The following is a 15,694-nucleotide window of genomic DNA, read 5'->3' on the forward strand; positions in this document are numbered from 1 at the left end:
TGATACCCCTGTAATAAGCATGATTACTTTCGAGGTTGCAAGAGCCACTTCAGTGCAATAGATATAAGTTGATATGTATCCGCATGCTGGAATTGGGAATTTGAGTATGACAGGCTTGTGGTGGTAGCCCTAGTAGTGAATGGAATAGGTTGATGAATCGTAATGGCTAAACATGAAAGACCGCTCTGTATACCCCCTGTTAAAAGTATATAACACTTTTAACAGTTTAACAGGAATGCTATATTAAAACATAGTATAACTATTACAAGGGCTGTTTCAGGGCCTCATACTTTGGAGATTCTATGAGAAGGACCGATCGGGAACTTACTGAGCTGCATGAAATCTATCATATCCTCGACAAATCGGATGTTCTTCATCTTGGCCTTTGGGATGGGCATGAAGTATATGTGGTTCCCCTAAATTATGTCAGGATTGGGGATGCCCTCTATTTTCATTCGGCTCAGGAAGGTCGTAAGGTTGATGTACTGAACCGGAACCCCCGCATCTGTTTTGAAGTTACCGGGGCTCATCATATCGATCCAGGATCTCGAGGCGCCGATTGCACGACACACTATGAATCGGTTATTGGCTGGGGAACTGTCAACTTTGTTACCGATTACGATAAAAAGTATGAAGTGCTCTGCGCATTAAACCGGAAATTTGGCTCTCCTTCAGATAAACTCCCCGAACAGGTCGTTCAAAAGACAGCAGTTGTTGAAATCAGTATAGTAAAATTAACCGGCAAGGCTAACCGGGGGAGCATGTAGGGAAGGGGGGTACGACTTCCTATGAATGCTTTGCATTTATGAATGCCTTGCATTAAGGTCCCCAAAGCAGTATACTAAAATCAGTTGCGGGCCACAATTGCCTGCAGCCTGGTGCGTTCCCAGCAGGGAACGTTTTATATAGAACTGGCGCCCACAGGGGCGCCTTTTGTTTTATGTAGCCGGTACGGCGTAGTCCAGACATGTATGAGACCTTCAGCGAGCGGCGCCCTGGGGCTTCTGTGCTGCAGTACGCTTTGCCCAGCAGATTTCCCCTGCCACATGGTACACCTTTTTACACTGCCTCTATTTCTTCCTCTAGGTTTTCTTCCATATTATTGATAACGAACCAGTTTCGCTTAGACCGGGCTATAGCCACCAGACTTAACATGACAGGAACTTCCACCAGCACTCCTACCACAGTTGCCAGGGCCGCTCCAGAAGAAAGCCCGAAGAGACTTACCGCAACTGCTACTGAAAGTTCAAAAAAATTAGAAGCCCCAATCATGCCCGAAGGAGCTGCGATTTCATAGGGGATCTTAAGGAGTTTAGAAGCTCCGAATCCCAGAAAGAAGATAAAATAGGTTTGGATGATGAGGGGGATAGCTATGAGCAAAATGGCCAGAGGATTTGAAAGAATGGTTTTCCCCTGAAACGAGAAGAGGATTACCAGCGTTAAAAGAAGCCCTGCTTCGGTAATACCGTTAAAATAGTTGATGAAGGTTCCCTCAAACCAGACGAGCCCCCTGCGTTTTACCAGGAATGATCGGGTCAGATATCCGACTCCAAGAGGTATAACAACAAAAAGCACCACCGAAAGAACTAATGTATCCAGGGGAACCTGTACATTAGAAACACCCAGCAGGAATGCTACGATCGGAGTAAAGGCAAAGAGGATGACCAGGTCATTGACAGCGACCTGAACCACTGTATAAGCCGGATCACCGTCGGAAAGGTAACTCCAGACAAACACCATTGCCGTGCAAGGAGCTGCGCCGAGCAGCACCGCTCCGGCTAAATATTCGGTGCTGAGATTATCGGGAATAAAGGGCTTAAAGATCACTTTCAGGAAAAGCCATGCAAATATATACATGGTGAAGGGTTTGATAAGCCAGTTCACCACCAGGGTGATAAGGAGGCCCTTGGGTTTTTTACCCGCATTTACAATACTTTTAAAATCAACCTTAAGCATCATGGGATAGATCATGAGCCAGATAAGGATTGCGACCGGAATGGAAACCCGGGCATATTCAAAACGTCCCAGCGTTTCTGGAACGATTGGGAACAATACCCCAATCGTCACCCCCAGGGCAATACAGAGTGCTACCCATACCGAAAGATATTTTGCAAAGAAGCTGATTCTCTTTTCCGACAAGATTATCCTCCCAACCCAAGGCTCCGGGTGCTGCCATATTGTGCAATAGTGGTGGTTTTGTCAATATATTATAAAATAAGTAATATATATGTATAAACGAAACAGAGGTTTAAAGATGATATCTTGAGAACTGGAAATGTTTTTAAATGAAAGGTTGTAACACCTGAAGTTTCCTGATTATTCCCAGGGGAATAGCTCGCCTCCTGCCAGCCAGTCCACATACTGTTGGGCGGTACGGGGCGAACGGCCATTAAACCACTTTTCCCAGCGGAGCGCATTTTGCCGGAACCGTTCCCGATCAGATTCAGTTGTTAAAAGTCCCCGACGTTCCGCTATGGCTTCTGCTATAGCGAGGTATTCTTCCTGATTCGGCGCGGTAAAGACAACAGTGACACCAAAGCGGTCCGCCAGGGAAAGCTGCTCCTGCATCGTGTCAAAGGCCCGGACATCACCTGTGGTGAGGGCCTCGGCGGCCTGGGCGGCGGTTGGCCGGTCTGCAAAGTGTTCCTTTACAAGGTGCCTGCGGTTGCTGGTGGCATAGATTACCACATTGGCCGGCCGCCGCTCCAGGCCGCCCTCGAGCAATGCCTTAAGACCCGTAAAGGTGTCATCGGTAGCTTCAAAGGAAAGGTCATCGATAAACAGTACAAATGTAAGCCCCCGGCCGGAGAGGGTTTCCGCAATCTCTTCAAAGTGCATTAGATCCCGCTTCCGGACCTCTATCAATTTAAGTCCCCGATCCGCAAAGGCCCTGCAGACCGCCTTCACGGTGGCCGATTTTCCCGTTCCCCGATCCCCATAGAGGAGCATATTATTAGCACTTTTCCCTTCGACAAAACGGCGGGTGTTTTCTATTACCACCGATCGTTGCTCTTCATAACCAGAAAGATCATCAAGGGCAATAGGATCTTCATGTAAAACGGGATACAAGGAATACTGTGATGGTCCTTTGTGGCTTGATTGTTTCCATTGTTTCCAGATAAAAGCATGGTGTTGTCCCAGGATCCCTGCTCCATGAGTGCGAATAAAGTCTCCCAATTCGGTAATGCGAGATGACCAAGGGGTATGAGCCGGTAGGACCCTATGGGGTTCTCTGGAATCATTGTGGGTAATAAAGAGATTCTGAGGGGATGTTAAAGCGGGACCTGCAAAGAAGGCGACTGTATCGGTCAAATCTTTCAGTGACAGCCCAGCCAAATCATAAAGTCGGTCGAGATCGGCTTGAGCAAGGGTGGCCAGTTCCAGTGAGAGTTGTTGCACCGGGTGACGTTCTAGGGCTAAAGTCAGGACATTTTCGTCCTGTAGCACCAGGTCTGCGAGGATTGTATACAGGTCTAAGTTCTGGTAAGAGGTAAGGTGTATAACTTTTGTAATGGATACGAGGGTTTCTAACAATTCGGCCCAGATCTGCACCAGGCTTCTTTTCTGAGCTAACGAAAGGGGCTCCACAGTTTTAGTGCCGTGGTCATGTTTTTCAAGAAGGGGGATGAGACTTTCACAGAGTTGTTGTAATTTTTGTATGAGCCTATGTTGATGAATACCCCGAAAAAAGGTAAGGCTATCCAGGCTGAGTAACCACTGGCTTAATTGTTCAGTTCGTATCATAGGAATGTAGTATAGCGATGAGCCCTGGCGGGAACAAGAGCAGGCAAAAAAAAGCCGGCGGAGGTTTATAAACCATTCGCCGGATTATTAACTGTGCCACCACAAAAGTAGGGGTACTTTTTAAACTTATGTTTTTGAATTCTCTTTATAATTATTTATCAGCAGTTACCGCTTCCTTTTCCGGCCGTTTCTGTCCGATGGTATCACCGACGATTACATCAAACTGGAGCATCTTAAAGACCTTGGTGGGACACTTTTCGACACAGACCCCACAGGATGTACATTTACTGTAGTCTACTTCGGGAATCCCGTTGACCATGGTAATGCACTTTTCGGGGCAGTTTTTCACGCAAATTTCACATTTGATACAACCTACTGCACAGGTTTTCTTAACCATGGGCTTTATGGGGTTCCGGTTGGAACAGATAACCATGGATCCTACGCGATTCTTGGGAACCTTCTTCAGTATCTGCTGGGGACATTCAGCGATACATTTACCGCAACCGGTACACTTATCATAATCCACATGGGGGAGTCCGTCTTCGCCCATGTGCAGGGCATCGAACTGACATACGGCCACGCAGTCTCCGTAGCCAAGACAACCCCAGGCGCAGAGCTTGGTGCCCCCGGCGGACAGCTTTGCCGCGCGGCAGGTTTTTACTCCCACATATTCGCCCTTAAGGGGGGCATGTTCTTTGGAGCCCTGGCAGGCAAGAACTGCCACCACGTCCTCCGCAGAGGCGTTAACCCCCATCAGTTTGGCCAGGGCCTCTGCCACCGATTTTCCGCCGGGGGCACAGCGGGTTACTTCGGTAGTCCGGCCCGCTACTGCGGCCGCATAGCCGTCACAACCGGGAAAGCCGCAGGCTCCGCAGTTGGCTCCGGGAAGGGCTTCCCGGACCTGGGCTACCAGAGGATCTACTTCGACTGCAAAGACTTCTTTAAAAAAGCCCAACAGAAGTCCGACCGTAAAGGCCAAAAGCAGGGCGAACAGGGCGGTAATCAATACAATAGTCATCTTCTCTCCCCTTATTTCACGAGACCTGAAAAGCCCATAAAGGCCATGGAAAGGAGGGACGCAGCCACAAATAAAATGGGTGTGCCCTTAAGGAAGGCTGGAATTGGACTGGTTTTAATCCGGTTTCGTACCCCCGCTAATAACAGCAGGGACAGCATAAAGCCCGATGCGACTCCGAAGGCGTAGACCAGGGACTCGGCAAAGTTGTAGCCCTTGCTGATGTTATCAAAGGTAACTGCCAGGATGGCACAGTTTGTAGTAATGAGGGCCAGATAAATACCCATGGAGGCGTAGAGGGCCGGGGCGGATTTTTTCAGGTAAAATTCCACCAGCTGAACCAGGGCGGCGATAATCAGAATAAACACGAGGATCTGGAGAAACTCGAGCCCCAGAGGCTTCAGCACAAAATGGTAAAGAGGCCAGGTAGCGCTGGTTGCCAGCAGGGTTACAAAGATGACGGCGAGACCCATACCAACCGATTTATCCTCATCACTGCTCATCCCGATGAAGGGACAGAGGGCGAGGAAGCGCATCAGAATGACATTATCTATGAGAAAGGCGGATATAAATATTTTGAACAAGGTCATGCCTGTTCCTCCTGGACGGGTTTAAGTCGGGATTTTAACCAGAGGTTAAAGGCGATAAAGAGGGCAAATACGAAGAATCCTCCCGGTGAAAGTACAAAGAAGAGAATCGGCTGGTAACTGTCAGGCATGATCCGGATGTTGAGTATGGTTCCGTTGCCTAAAAGTTCCCGGACAGCAGAGATACCGGTTAATACCCAGGTGTAGCCGAGCCCCATACCGAGGGCGTCCGGAATGGCATCTCTCAGGGGTTTTTTTGAGGCAAAGCCTTCTACCCGGCCCATGATGATACAGTTAACGACAATAAGCGGAATAAAGACCCCCATGGCCTTGGAAAGGTCCGGGAAATAGGCCTTGAGCACATAGTCGATAATGGTGGTAAAGGCCGCAATAACGATAATGAATATCGGGATACGGATTGATTCTGGAATGAGTTTTCGGAAACTGCTGATAACGATTTCCGACATGAGAAGCACAAAGGTCATGGAAAGTCCCATACCAAGACCATTTGCCGTGGCGGTGGTAACCGCCAGGGCCGAGCAGAGGCCGATCATCAACATGAGCAGGGGATTTTCACGAATAAGTCCGTTCCCCAGGATTTTTATAAAGCGTTTCACTTGGATCCTCCGGTTTGCGTCGCCAGCCATGTACCGGCGGTCTGCCCTGCGGCTTTAACAATCGTCGTTACCGCCTTGCTGGTGATGGTAGAAGCCGTAATAGCAATAACATCCCCTTTTACCTCGAAGGGGTCACTGATGGATTTTCCCTTGAATTGGCCATAGAAGGTAATACCCGAAGCCCGGTCTACAAAATAACTGGGATTGGCCGCATTGGCTCCCAATCCGGGGGTGTCCTTATTTTCAAGCACCTTAACCCCGGCAATTTTGCCATCCGTACCAACCCCGACAAGTACCGTTACAGGGCCGCCATAGCTTGCTCCGACGGCTCGGACTGCCACCCCAATGGGGCTATCGGCCTGTTTAATGAGGTATTCATTTTTAAAGGCCACCGAGGTATTGGGGCTTTGAAGGGTTCCAGTTATTTCTTCAAAGGAATCTCCCAGAGGGAAGAGGTCTTTTAATGCCGTTTCCAGGTCTGCCTTCTGCCGCTCGGCGATTACCTTCTGGGTACCGGTATACACAAAGGCCAGGCTTACGCAGGCGACGGTCGCATAAATAGCCATAATGAAACCGAGTTTGACCATGTTTTTCATCAGACTGCCCCCTTCTTCGGCACTACATAGCCATATTTTTTCTGGATGAGCCGGTTCAGAAAGGGTGTTGCCGCATTCATGATAAGAATGCCATAGCTTGTTCCTTCAGGGTAGCCACCCCATTTCCGGATAAGGACGGTGATAAGCCCGGCCCCAAAGCCGAATATCAGTTTACCCCGAGCGGTAAGGGGGGCTGTCACATAATCGGTAGCCATAAAGACCGCACCGAACATAAGACCCCCTGCAAGAATTCCAAAAACCGGATCCATCCCGAGAGCCCAGGATGCAACAAAGGCGGTGACAACCATCGATAGTGGGGCCCGCCAGTCCATCGTTTTCGTAAGGAGCAGGAAAAGCCCCCCCAGAAGAATGAGCAGGATTGATGATTCCCCGATACATCCGGCTCTGGTACCGATAAAGAGGGTCTGTAAGACCGAGTTGTAGTCGGTCGTTGCTGCTGCGCCTGAGGCGACAAAACTCTGGCCCACGTCGGTCATGGTCCCCCCCAGTTTAATGATATTAAGGGGTGTAGCGCTGGTGACCGCATCGGTGAGGGGGGATGAGAATCCCACCGGTTTATGCCAGGTGGTTATGGCGGCGGGGAAACTCATAATGAGGAATGCCCGGCCGATGAGGGCAGGGTTAAAGACGTTTGCGCCGAGGCCGCCAAAGAATTCCTTGGCAACGACGATGGCAAAAATGGCCCCCAGGGCGGTCATCCACAGGGGGGTAGAGGGGGGCAGTACTAAAGCTAAGAGTAGTCCTGTTACTGCCGCTGAAAGGTCATCGACCCGGGGTTTCTGTCCGACGAGCAGTCTGAATCCTGCATCGGAGGCCAGGGCTGTAGCCACTGAAACTACAATGGTGAGCAGAGCGGGAAATCCATATAAATAAATCCCGAATAACGTTACCGGGGCAAGGGCAATGAGGACATTTGCCATGAGACGCCGGCTTGTTACGGGAGAACTAAAATGCGGACTGGATGCCAGTATCATACAGGTTCTCCTTAGGCGTTTGCTTTGGGCTGACTTGCCCGTTTATTTCTGAGCAGCTGCTTGCCTACCCGGAAGCGCTGGACGAGCTGAATGCGGGCTGGACAGACATAGGTGCAGGCTCCACACTCAATACAATCCAGTAGGCCGATTTGCGCTGCCTGTTCTAATTCACCCGTTTTCAAAGCAATATTCATGATGACCGGTGAAAGCCGGCAGGCACAGGCCCGGATACAGCGGCCACAACGGATACAGGGACCTTCTTCGTCTGTATCCCGGGCAAATTCTTCCGCGGTCATGAGAACAATACCGGAAGTGTTTTTTTGGACCGGAATGTTCATATGAGGAACCGCCACGCCCATCATGGGACCGCCGAAAATGGTTTTTACTACCCTGTTTTCATCAATCTCAACTTCCGAATCGGGTATTTCTGAAAGGATCGTTCCGATGGGGGCAATAATGTCCTTTGGAGTCTTACAGGCACCACCCGTGATGGTAAGTCCCCGTTCAATAAGGGGCTTCCCTTCGATAAAGGCTTCGGCAATAGCTTTTAGGGTTCCTACGTTCTGCACTACCACGCCGACATCCATGGGAAGCCCTCCGGAGGGGACTTCCTTACCGGTAATGGCGGTGATGAGCATCTTTTCGCCCCCTTGGGGATACTTGGTCTTGAGAAGCTGCACTGAAATGTCCAAGCCATGGCTGTGTTCAGCAATGGCTTTTTCGAGGGCACCCAGGGCTCGTTCTTTGTTGTTTTCAAGTCCGATGACACCCCGTTTGACCCCCACAATGTGCATGACAATCGCAAGTCCTTCCACCACAAGATGGGGAAATTCGATCATGGTGGCTTCATCGATCGTGAGATAGGGCTCGCATTCTGCGCCGTTGGCAATAACAATATCAATGGGTTTGTTTGGCGGCGGGTTCAGTTTTACATGAACCGGGAAGCCCGCCCCGCCCATACCTACAAGGCCCGCTTCGCGGATTCTGGTGAGGGCCTCTTCCTTGGTGCATGAAAATGCATCCAGGGGCGGCATGAAGTCCCGTTCATCTGTGCCATTTGCTTCTATAATAACGCACGGGCCGTCTAAATTGTTGGACTGAGTTCGGGGTTCAATTTTTTTTACTACCCCTGCTATAGAAGCATGGACCGGAACGGTCATAGGCCCTGGTGCTGCACCATCAGCTATTTTCTGACCCTTTTTTACCGTATCCCCCACCTGCACTAAGGCTTTATTGGGAGCCCCAAAATGTTGATTGATGGGAATCACTACCTGTTTTGGTTCTGCAATCCGTTCAATAACCTTACCGGTAGTGGCCGCTTTACGCTCAGGCGGATGTATTCCGCCCTTAAATGTTTTTATGGCCATGAATAGGCCCTCCTTCTGCTGGACCAAGAGTTGGAATAACTTGGACCCTTCGGATTTGAAAAGTAAGTGTGATAGGATGCTGTATAGTAAAGATATGATATTCCCTATTGATGAAAGCGTCAAGCTGTTTGCGCCTTTTATCTATATAAAAGTATAGATAAAAATATATAGAAGTATAAATAAAGTAATGAGACTCTTAAAACCGCAGCTTTTAGAAATCTACTCTAGCTTACATGTAAAACTTGTAGGATTTACCTAGAAATCTCTAAATACCTAATCATATTTATAAGAGATATCCTTACATAAGGGAAGTCGTTTTGGGTCAATAGAGGCTTATTGATATGGTACTTGATAGTTATATACTTTGATAAAGAAGACCAGCATTAGGATGAGCACGCTGGTCTCTATAAATCGAATTGCCTCTTACAACCTGGCTGGTTTTTAGATGTGTGCAATAAATTTATTCTTTAGATTTCTGTTCCTTTTTAGCTTTTTTTTCTTCCCGTTTTTCTTTTAAGGTTTTCTGGGGCTTTTTCTTTTCTTCTCGTTTTGGATGATCGCTGGATTTCATTGGAACCTCCTTCTGTTATAGGCTATTGAGAATTTTACTCCCCTTTATAAGCTGCTGCAAGGGGGTTGATAAGTATGAAACACCACTATTGACACTTTTTCAATTAAGAAGCATGGTACACCTATGAGCTCCGCTATGATATCAATAGATGATGTAATCCCCGCTGAATACAGGGAATTAACGGATCAATTATTTCCTGCGACGGGTGTGGGAGCCCCTGGTTTTAATGGCTTCCTGGCTGAACAGCAATTTGCAAAGCTTCTCGGTATCGATCATGACTTTATACAGGCCTTACATGATTCTCAGGATGAATTAGTGTTGAAACGGCTTTTAATCCATTTTCAAAACAATGTTGAATTGCTCATCCACAAAACCTGGGTCGAAAAGGCTGATGAAGCGCATAAGGAAAAGCTGTTAACCCGTATTCCTCGTTTTGTTAACACCATGGAATCAGGACAATATGACGTAGCCCTGCAGATGTTCATCGATATAGAACAAGAGCTGGCCTATCTTCTTTTTGGCGCTCAAAGTCATAAGGGTGACTTCCTCGAGTACACCTTTCGCATTGACAGCCAAATAGGCTTATTTTGGTGGTATGCCGGTAAGCTTTCCCAATTGCAGACGGTCAGGGTCCAGGAAATGTTGAGGGTCTATCTTCTCATAGGGATCTGTTTCCTCGCAGCTTTATAGCTCCTGTAGTATGCCCGCCAGAACTGAATTTCGTACTGTTTTTTTTGCATCCCTGCGTGCGAGTGTTCCTGTATTACTCGGCTATATTACTCTGGGTATAGCCTTTGGCTTGATGCTTGTTTCTGCAGACCTTCCATGGTGGCTTGCAACAATTATGGCTTTGTTTGTCTATGCTGGGGCTGCTCAATTTATGGCAATCGGTCTTATAACGAGTGGGGCTAACCTTTTTGATATTGGATTATTAACGTTGCTCCTCAACGGTCGACATGCGGTATATGGATTATCCTTGTTGCAAAAATATAAAAATACCGGCCTTCGCAAAGTTTACCTTATTTTTGGTCTGACCGACGAAACCTATGGGCTTCTTACCACCATAAGCCCACCACCGAACACTAATCCGGATTCTTTTTACGTTTCAATTACCGCTTTAAATCAGTTGTATTGGGTGCTTGGTTGCAGTCTAGGTAGTTTTATTGGTTCAATGCTTCCCTTTGATACAAAGGGCCTGGATTTTGCCCTTACTGCTCTGTTTATTGTCTTGCTCGTTGAACAAATTAAAACAATGCACCGACTGGAACCCTATATTGCAGGCCTTTTTGCCTGCGTTGTTTCCCTGTTCCTGGTTTCTTCCCGAGATTTTCTTCTGGTTTCGCTTTTATTTTCGGTGGTGTTTTTAATGCTATTACGGCCCAGGCTCGATGCATCCAATCTTAGCAGGGAGGAGTGATTTGGATACTAATCGTCTACTATTAATCGTACTTGTCATGGCCCTTGTTACCTTTTTTACCAGGGCCATCCCTTTTATATTCTTTTCAAGAAAAGACCCGCCTCAGCTTTTTTCATATTTGCAGATCTATATCCCCCCTGTAGTAATGCTCATTCTTGTTTTTTCATCCTTTAAAGACTATACCTTTACGGTATTTCCCGACGGTGGACCTGCCGTGATTGCAGGACTTGCTACAGCTCTAGTGCACTTTTGGAAACATAATGTATTACTCTCTATTATAGGCGGAACTGTACTCTATATGATGTTAATCCGGTTTTACACCTTATAGGGCTCGATGGCCTTATCCAGAGTTTCTATTGCTGAAAAGGTTGTTGTAAATGATGAACCCAGTTCTGTAAAAAGATGCATGATGTGGTTCATCCCATCAATCATACTACTATTAATTTTTGCCATATGTACCACAATGTCGGTAAGGTTTGTAAGCCGTCTATTAACCTGTAGATAGGTTTGTTCTATATCCTCAGTGTCCTTTTTCATTTCTTCACTTAAGTTGATGAGCCGAGCAATTTCATGAAGGTTTTTCTCTGCATCCTGAGATTCATGCTGTGCTGCATGAGCGATTTGTTCCATTCCCTGTAATGCGTTCTGCAATTCCGCCAAGATTCCGGAAAAGATACGGGCCGTTGTTTCATTCAGGGTGTCCACTATCTGGTTTTTCTGGAGTATCTGTTTTACATATTCATCAATATCTCGGGCGGTAACTGCGGAGCTTGCTGAAAGTTTACGGACTTCATCAGCAACAACTGCAAAACCTTGTCCTGCTGTACCTGCGTGGGCTGCTTCTATAGCCGCATTCATAGCAAGGAGATTTGATTGGGCAGAGATATTCATAATCTGGGATGTCATTTCCCGAATTTTTGCATTAGCCTGGATCATGGATCGGTTTGCAGCAATAAGTTCTACTACTCCCTTTTCCCCTTCTGATATAGTGTTGGTAAGTTCCCTAAAACTTCTAGCTGCAGAAATTGCCTGACTACTCATCTGGGTAAAGGATTGGATCATTGTTTGGAGGCCAGAGGAAAGCTGCGTGATGAAGTCATTCTGTTCTTTAGATTTATCAATAGTACGATGTATAGCATCAGTCAGGGATTCAAAACTGGATACCACATCTTTAATAACTGCTTCCTCAGTTTTTTCGTTTGACTCCACCGTGTTTATTAATTCTTTAATATGTTCAGCCTCAGATCGGGAATTTGCAATGATATGTTGAGTTTGTCCGCCAGTTTGGAGTACCGTAGATTCTGAATTTTTAAGAATACGAAAACTTTCCTGTAACTGGGATAGAATACGGTTAAAACTGGCAGTCATGTAACCAATGTCATCAAAACTGATGATATATACACGTTTTGTCAGGTCCATGGTACCCTTAGAAAGGCTATCGATTTGACGCTGCAGGTGGTGTATGTGAGCTTGGTTTTCGATCATGATAGCCAAAAGTATTCCACCGCTAATGAGGGCTAATAACCCAAAGACTTTAGAAAAATGAGGGATGATTGTGGATTGGTTCAGTAAACCCGGTTCCTGGGTACAGCGATAGGAATAATAGAAAATTCCTGAGGTAGCAAATATAATAATGACTATAATCAGTAAGAAGAGCGGAAGGCCAATCTTTACGAGTGTGGAGTTTATTTTTTTTGAACTATCTACCATAGTACTATTCATCTGGTGTTTGGCTTCGATCAAGGCTAAATTAACCATCCGTGCAGTGACAATACCGTTTATAACCCCAAAACTGATAGCAAGAATAATTCGGTGCGTCCAATAAACCCTATCGAAAGGATTACCCCTGAGGATGTCCAATCCCAAATTTAAAAGACTGCCTGCCAGGTATGCTGAAGCCCCAATAAAAAAGAGAAATCCTTCTATCGCTTTAAAAGCGCGTTCTGCTTTTACTATCTCGTTTTTGGAAGGTTCTTTATGGTTTTCTTTGAGTAGCAAGACATGTGAAACTGGTTTATAGATAAAAAAGACGAGAACCGTTGCTAGAGGACCTACAATATTGACCACGAAAAACATTTTAACCCAGAATTCCATCATGCTTGCCCGATCCTGCACTAGCAGAATTGGTATCAGGATGGAATAGGCAAGAATAGAAAGATAAATACTTAGTAGTGTTGCAGTTAAGACCCGGATGGTTAATGTACGGACTTTCATATTTGATCCTCTTTTTTGGGGAAACCGAATTAGGATAAAGTATAATGCCCTATTAACCCTTTTCAAGTTGTTAGCGGGTTTTTAGTAATGATGTAACGATATCTATAACTCTCTTTAGGTCTTTGTTATGAAATCGTTGCTAAAACTGCCAAGACCTCTTTGGCATGATCCTCTGGTTTCACCTTTGGAAACACCTTTACAATCTTTCCCTGCGAATTTATGACAAAGGTACTCCGAATAATGCCCTCGTAACTTTTGCCATACATTTTTTTCTCTCCCCAGGCTCCAAAGGCTTTTATGACCGATTTTTCCGTATCGGAAAGCAGGATAAAGGGAAGATTATATTTTGATGCAAATTTCCCGTGGGATTGGGGAGTGTCAGCGCTGATCCCGATAAGGGTAACACCCCGGTTATAAAACTCTTTAAAGGCATCCCGAAAAGAACAGGCTTCTTTGGTGCAGCCGGGGGTATCATCCCTGGGGTAAAAATAAATGACGAGGGGTTTTCCTGCAAAACCTGAGGATTTTACAAGCTTTCCCTGCTGATCCGGCAATTCAAAAAAAGGTATTGTATCTCCGATCTGTAACATGGCAATAACTCCTTATGGTTTAAATTACAATAAATCCCAGCCCAAGACAAACCAATGCCGCTGTCTGGAGGGCGCTGTTGCCCACCAAAAAAAACAGCCCCGCACACCCCCGCCACAGCAGGCAACTCTTGACCCGCTATACCCTTCTCCATCATTATGAACATACCACACCTCTGAAGTGTGGAAGGAGCATCAATGGACACCATCAATGAAAAGGCAGAATTAAACGATTTTATCAGCGAAGCCATAGCGGATGACTTAAAAACAGGCCGCTATGACCATGTACACACCCGTTTTCCCCCTGAACCGAACGGCTGGCTGCACATCGGTCATGCTAAAGCCATTACGGTGGATTTTACCATGGCACAAAAATTTGGCGGCCAGTGCAACCTTCGCTTTGATGATACTAATCCTGAAAAGGAAGACATGTCCTATGTAGAGGCGATTAAACGGGATATCAAGTGGCTTGGATTTGACTGGGAAGACCGGGAATACTATGCCTCGGATTATTATGAATACCTCTATGAACTGGCGGTGAAGCTTATTAAAAAAGGCAAAGCCTATGTGGATGACCTCTCGGAAGAGGAGATTCGGGTCTACCGCGGAACCGCAGTAGCTGACAAAAACAATATCACCTATACCCCTCCAGGAAAGGACAGTCCCTACCGTAACCGTTCGGTAGAGGAAAACTTGGACCTCTTTGCCCGGATGCGTTCTGGCGAATTCCCCGACGGTTCCAAAACTCTGCGGGCAAAAATCGATATGGCCCACCCGAACCTGGTCATGCGGGACCCGGTCATGTATCGGATCCGCCGTATGCCCCACTATCGGGTCGGTGATGCCTGGTGTATCTATCCTATGTACGATTTCCAGCATCCTCTGTCGGATGCCAAAGAAGGTATTACCCATTCACTTTGTTCCCTCGAATATGAGATTCATCGTCCGCTCTATGAATGGTTTATTCGGGAATGTGAAGTATTCCCGAGCCGCCAGATTGAGTTTGCCCGGCTTAACATTACCCGGACCGTGCTTTCCAAGCGGTGGCTCTTGCAATTGGTACAAGAAAAACGGGTCGCTGGCTGGGATGATCCCCGGATGCCAACTCTGGCAGGGCTCCGACGCCGGGGCTACACCCCTGAAGCAATCCGGGATTTTATGTCCCGTATCGGTATTGCCAAGACCGACAGTATGGTTGATATAGCCCTTTTGGAACACTGTCTGCGGGAAGACCTGAATAAGCGGGCGAACCGGGTTATGGCAGTGCTTAAGCCCCTCAAACTGATCATTGAAAACTGGCCCGAGGGTAAGGTAGAAGAACTCGATGCAATCAATAATCCCGAGGATCCCAGTGCAGGGAGCCGCAAGGTCCATTTTACCCGGGAACTCTGGATTGAACAGGATGACTTCCAGGAAGTGCCGCCGCCAAAGTATTTCCGCCTCTTCCCGGGTAATTCAGTCCGCCTGCGCTACGGCTATATTGTCACCTGTACCGGTTTCGATAAGGACCCTCGTACCGGAGAGATTACTGCTGTTCGGTGTACCTATGACCCGGAGACCCGGGGCGGGAATGCCCAGGACAACCGGAAGGTAAAAGGGACGATCCATTGGGTGTCAGTACAGCATGCCATTCCTATTGAGGTCCGGCTCTACGATTACCTCTTTGCAGTAGAACGGCCTATGGAAGTTCCTCCGGGAGGTTCTTTCCTGGATAACCTGAACCCCAACTCCCTCGAGGTTATCGAGACAGCCTACGGAGAACCCTGTCTTGCCAAGACAAAGGCAGAGGATAAGTTCCAGTTTGAACGAATTGGATATTTCGTCCGGGATCCGGACACGGCAGGAACAAAACCGGTCTTTAATAAAACCGTAGGACTCCGAGACACCTGGGCAAAAATAGAAAAGAAAGCAAGCGGTTAGTCTCGTAATGGGTTTACTTTTCAGGCGCGCCACATCAGAATCCCAGCCAAACAAGAATACCCAT

The 15,694-nt window shown here is 47.1% G+C and carries 15 protein-coding genes; 5 read left to right on the forward strand and 10 right to left on the reverse strand.

The window, feature by feature from the left end; all coding sequences use genetic code 11:
* The first annotated feature begins 302 nt into the window (after window positions 1-302).
* Window positions 303-767, forward strand: a complete 465-nt coding sequence (locus tag SPICA_RS03250; protein ID WP_013968109.1) for a pyridoxamine 5'-phosphate oxidase family protein — start codon at window positions 303-305, stop codon at window positions 765-767.
* Window positions 768-1,059: 292 nt separating this feature from the next.
* On the opposite strand, the gene arsB is transcribed toward SPICA_RS03250, so the two are convergent.
* From arsB to rsxC, 8 genes are all read right to left on the reverse strand, one after another.
* Window positions 1,060-2,139 (reverse strand): ACR3 family arsenite efflux transporter, encoded by a 1,080-nt coding sequence (arsB, locus tag SPICA_RS03255; RefSeq protein ID WP_013968110.1) that lies wholly within the window; start codon window positions 2,137-2,139, stop codon window positions 1,060-1,062.
* A 177-nt stretch (window positions 2,140-2,316) separates the two neighbouring features.
* Window positions 2,317-3,744, reverse strand: coding sequence for an ATP-binding protein (locus tag SPICA_RS03260; RefSeq protein ID WP_013968111.1), 1,428 nt, complete (start codon window positions 3,742-3,744; stop codon window positions 2,317-2,319).
* Between the two features lie 151 nt (window positions 3,745-3,895).
* Window positions 3,896-4,762, reverse strand: a complete 867-nt coding sequence (locus SPICA_RS03265; RefSeq protein WP_013968112.1) for an RnfABCDGE type electron transport complex subunit B — start codon at window positions 4,760-4,762, stop codon at window positions 3,896-3,898.
* An 11-nt stretch (window positions 4,763-4,773) separates the two neighbouring features.
* Window positions 4,774-5,349 (reverse strand): electron transport complex protein RnfA, encoded by a 576-nt coding sequence (locus tag SPICA_RS03270; protein ID WP_013968113.1) that lies wholly within the window; start codon window positions 5,347-5,349, stop codon window positions 4,774-4,776.
* Window positions 5,346-5,963 carry an electron transport complex subunit RsxE gene (gene rsxE / locus SPICA_RS03275; protein ID WP_013968114.1) on the reverse strand — a complete coding sequence of 206 codons (618 nt, stop codon included), beginning with the start codon at window positions 5,961-5,963 and terminating at the stop codon, window positions 5,346-5,348. Before rsxE ends, SPICA_RS03270 begins: the two co-directional genes overlap by 4 nt.
* Window positions 5,960-6,559, reverse strand: a complete 600-nt coding sequence (locus SPICA_RS03280) for an RnfABCDGE type electron transport complex subunit G (RefSeq protein WP_013968115.1) — start codon at window positions 6,557-6,559, stop codon at window positions 5,960-5,962. Before SPICA_RS03280 ends, rsxE begins: the two co-directional genes overlap by 4 nt.
* The gene (locus SPICA_RS03285; protein ID WP_013968116.1) at window positions 6,559-7,554 is read right to left on the reverse strand and encodes an RnfABCDGE type electron transport complex subunit D; all 996 of its coding nucleotides are present in this window, start codon (window positions 7,552-7,554) and stop codon (window positions 6,559-6,561) included. Before SPICA_RS03285 ends, SPICA_RS03280 begins: the two co-directional genes overlap by 1 nt.
* 11 nt (window positions 7,555-7,565) lie before the next feature.
* On the reverse strand, window positions 7,566-8,921 hold the full coding sequence (rsxC, locus tag SPICA_RS03290; protein WP_013968117.1) for an electron transport complex subunit RsxC: 1,356 nt from the start codon (window positions 8,919-8,921) through the stop codon (window positions 7,566-7,568).
* Window positions 8,922-9,627: 706 nt separating this feature from the next.
* Here rsxC and SPICA_RS14680 point away from each other — a divergent pair.
* The 3 genes from SPICA_RS14680 to SPICA_RS03305 are packed head-to-tail and all read left to right on the forward strand — an operon-like array spanning window position 9,628 to window position 11,237.
* Complete coding sequence (locus SPICA_RS14680) at window positions 9,628-10,182, forward strand: hypothetical protein (RefSeq protein ID WP_013968119.1); 555 nt, start codon at window positions 9,628-9,630, stop codon at window positions 10,180-10,182.
* Window positions 10,183-10,192: 10 nt separating this feature from the next.
* Complete coding sequence (locus SPICA_RS03300; RefSeq protein WP_013968120.1) at window positions 10,193-10,909, forward strand: AzlC family ABC transporter permease; 717 nt, start codon at window positions 10,193-10,195, stop codon at window positions 10,907-10,909.
* A 1-nt stretch (window position 10,910) separates the two neighbouring features.
* The gene (locus SPICA_RS03305) at window positions 10,911-11,237 is read left to right on the forward strand and encodes a branched-chain amino acid transporter permease (protein ID WP_013968121.1); all 327 of its coding nucleotides are present in this window, start codon (window positions 10,911-10,913) and stop codon (window positions 11,235-11,237) included.
* Here SPICA_RS03305 and SPICA_RS03310 read toward each other — a convergent pair.
* Window positions 11,225-13,123 carry a methyl-accepting chemotaxis protein gene (locus tag SPICA_RS03310; RefSeq protein ID WP_013968122.1) on the reverse strand — a complete coding sequence of 633 codons (1,899 nt, stop codon included), beginning with the start codon at window positions 13,121-13,123 and terminating at the stop codon, window positions 11,225-11,227. The genes SPICA_RS03305 and SPICA_RS03310 overlap by 13 nt on opposite strands.
* Window positions 13,124-13,248: 125 nt before the next feature.
* Window positions 13,249-13,713, reverse strand: coding sequence for a thioredoxin-dependent thiol peroxidase (gene bcp, locus SPICA_RS03315; RefSeq protein ID WP_013968123.1), 465 nt, complete (start codon window positions 13,711-13,713; stop codon window positions 13,249-13,251).
* 195 nt (window positions 13,714-13,908) lie between these two features.
* Between bcp and SPICA_RS03320 the strand changes: the two genes are divergently transcribed.
* Window positions 13,909-15,630, forward strand: a complete 1,722-nt coding sequence (locus SPICA_RS03320; protein ID WP_013968124.1) for a glutamine--tRNA ligase/YqeY domain fusion protein — start codon at window positions 13,909-13,911, stop codon at window positions 15,628-15,630.
* Window positions 15,631-15,694: the final 64 nt, after the last annotated feature.

Source organism: Gracilinema caldarium DSM 7334 (genome assembly GCF_000219725.1).
In the GTDB taxonomy this organism is placed as follows: Bacteria; Spirochaetota; Spirochaetia; order Treponematales; family Breznakiellaceae; genus Gracilinema; species Gracilinema caldarium.

Bases quoted from the DNA above. Each gene is read 5' to 3' on its own strand.
- SPICA_RS03250 (WP_013968109.1), top strand. From the start codon at position 303: ATGAGAAGGACCGATCGGGAACTTACTGAGCTGCATGAAATCTATCAT.
- SPICA_RS03260 (WP_013968111.1), bottom strand. From the start codon at position 3,744: ATGATACGAACTGAACAATTAAGCCAGTGGTTACTCAGCCTGGATAGC.
- SPICA_RS03265 (WP_013968112.1), bottom strand. From the start codon at position 4,762: ATGACTATTGTATTGATTACCGCCCTGTTCGCCCTGCTTTTGGCCTTT.
- SPICA_RS03270 (WP_013968113.1), bottom strand. From the start codon at position 5,349: ATGACCTTGTTCAAAATATTTATATCCGCCTTTCTCATAGATAATGTC.
- SPICA_RS03280 (WP_013968115.1), bottom strand. From the start codon at position 6,559: ATGAAAAACATGGTCAAACTCGGTTTCATTATGGCTATTTATGCGACC.
- SPICA_RS03285 (WP_013968116.1), bottom strand. From the start codon at position 7,554: ATGATACTGGCATCCAGTCCGCATTTTAGTTCTCCCGTAACAAGCCGG.
- rsxC (WP_013968117.1), bottom strand. From the start codon at position 8,921: ATGGCCATAAAAACATTTAAGGGCGGAATACATCCGCCTGAGCGTAAA.
- SPICA_RS14680 (WP_013968119.1), top strand. From the start codon at position 9,628: ATGATATCAATAGATGATGTAATCCCCGCTGAATACAGGGAATTAACG.
- SPICA_RS03300 (WP_013968120.1), top strand. From the start codon at position 10,193: ATGCCCGCCAGAACTGAATTTCGTACTGTTTTTTTTGCATCCCTGCGT.
- SPICA_RS03310 (WP_013968122.1), bottom strand. From the start codon at position 13,123: ATGAAAGTCCGTACATTAACCATCCGGGTCTTAACTGCAACACTACTA.
- bcp (WP_013968123.1), bottom strand. From the start codon at position 13,713: ATGTTACAGATCGGAGATACAATACCTTTTTTTGAATTGCCGGATCAG.
- SPICA_RS03320 (WP_013968124.1), top strand. From the start codon at position 13,909: ATGGACACCATCAATGAAAAGGCAGAATTAAACGATTTTATCAGCGAA.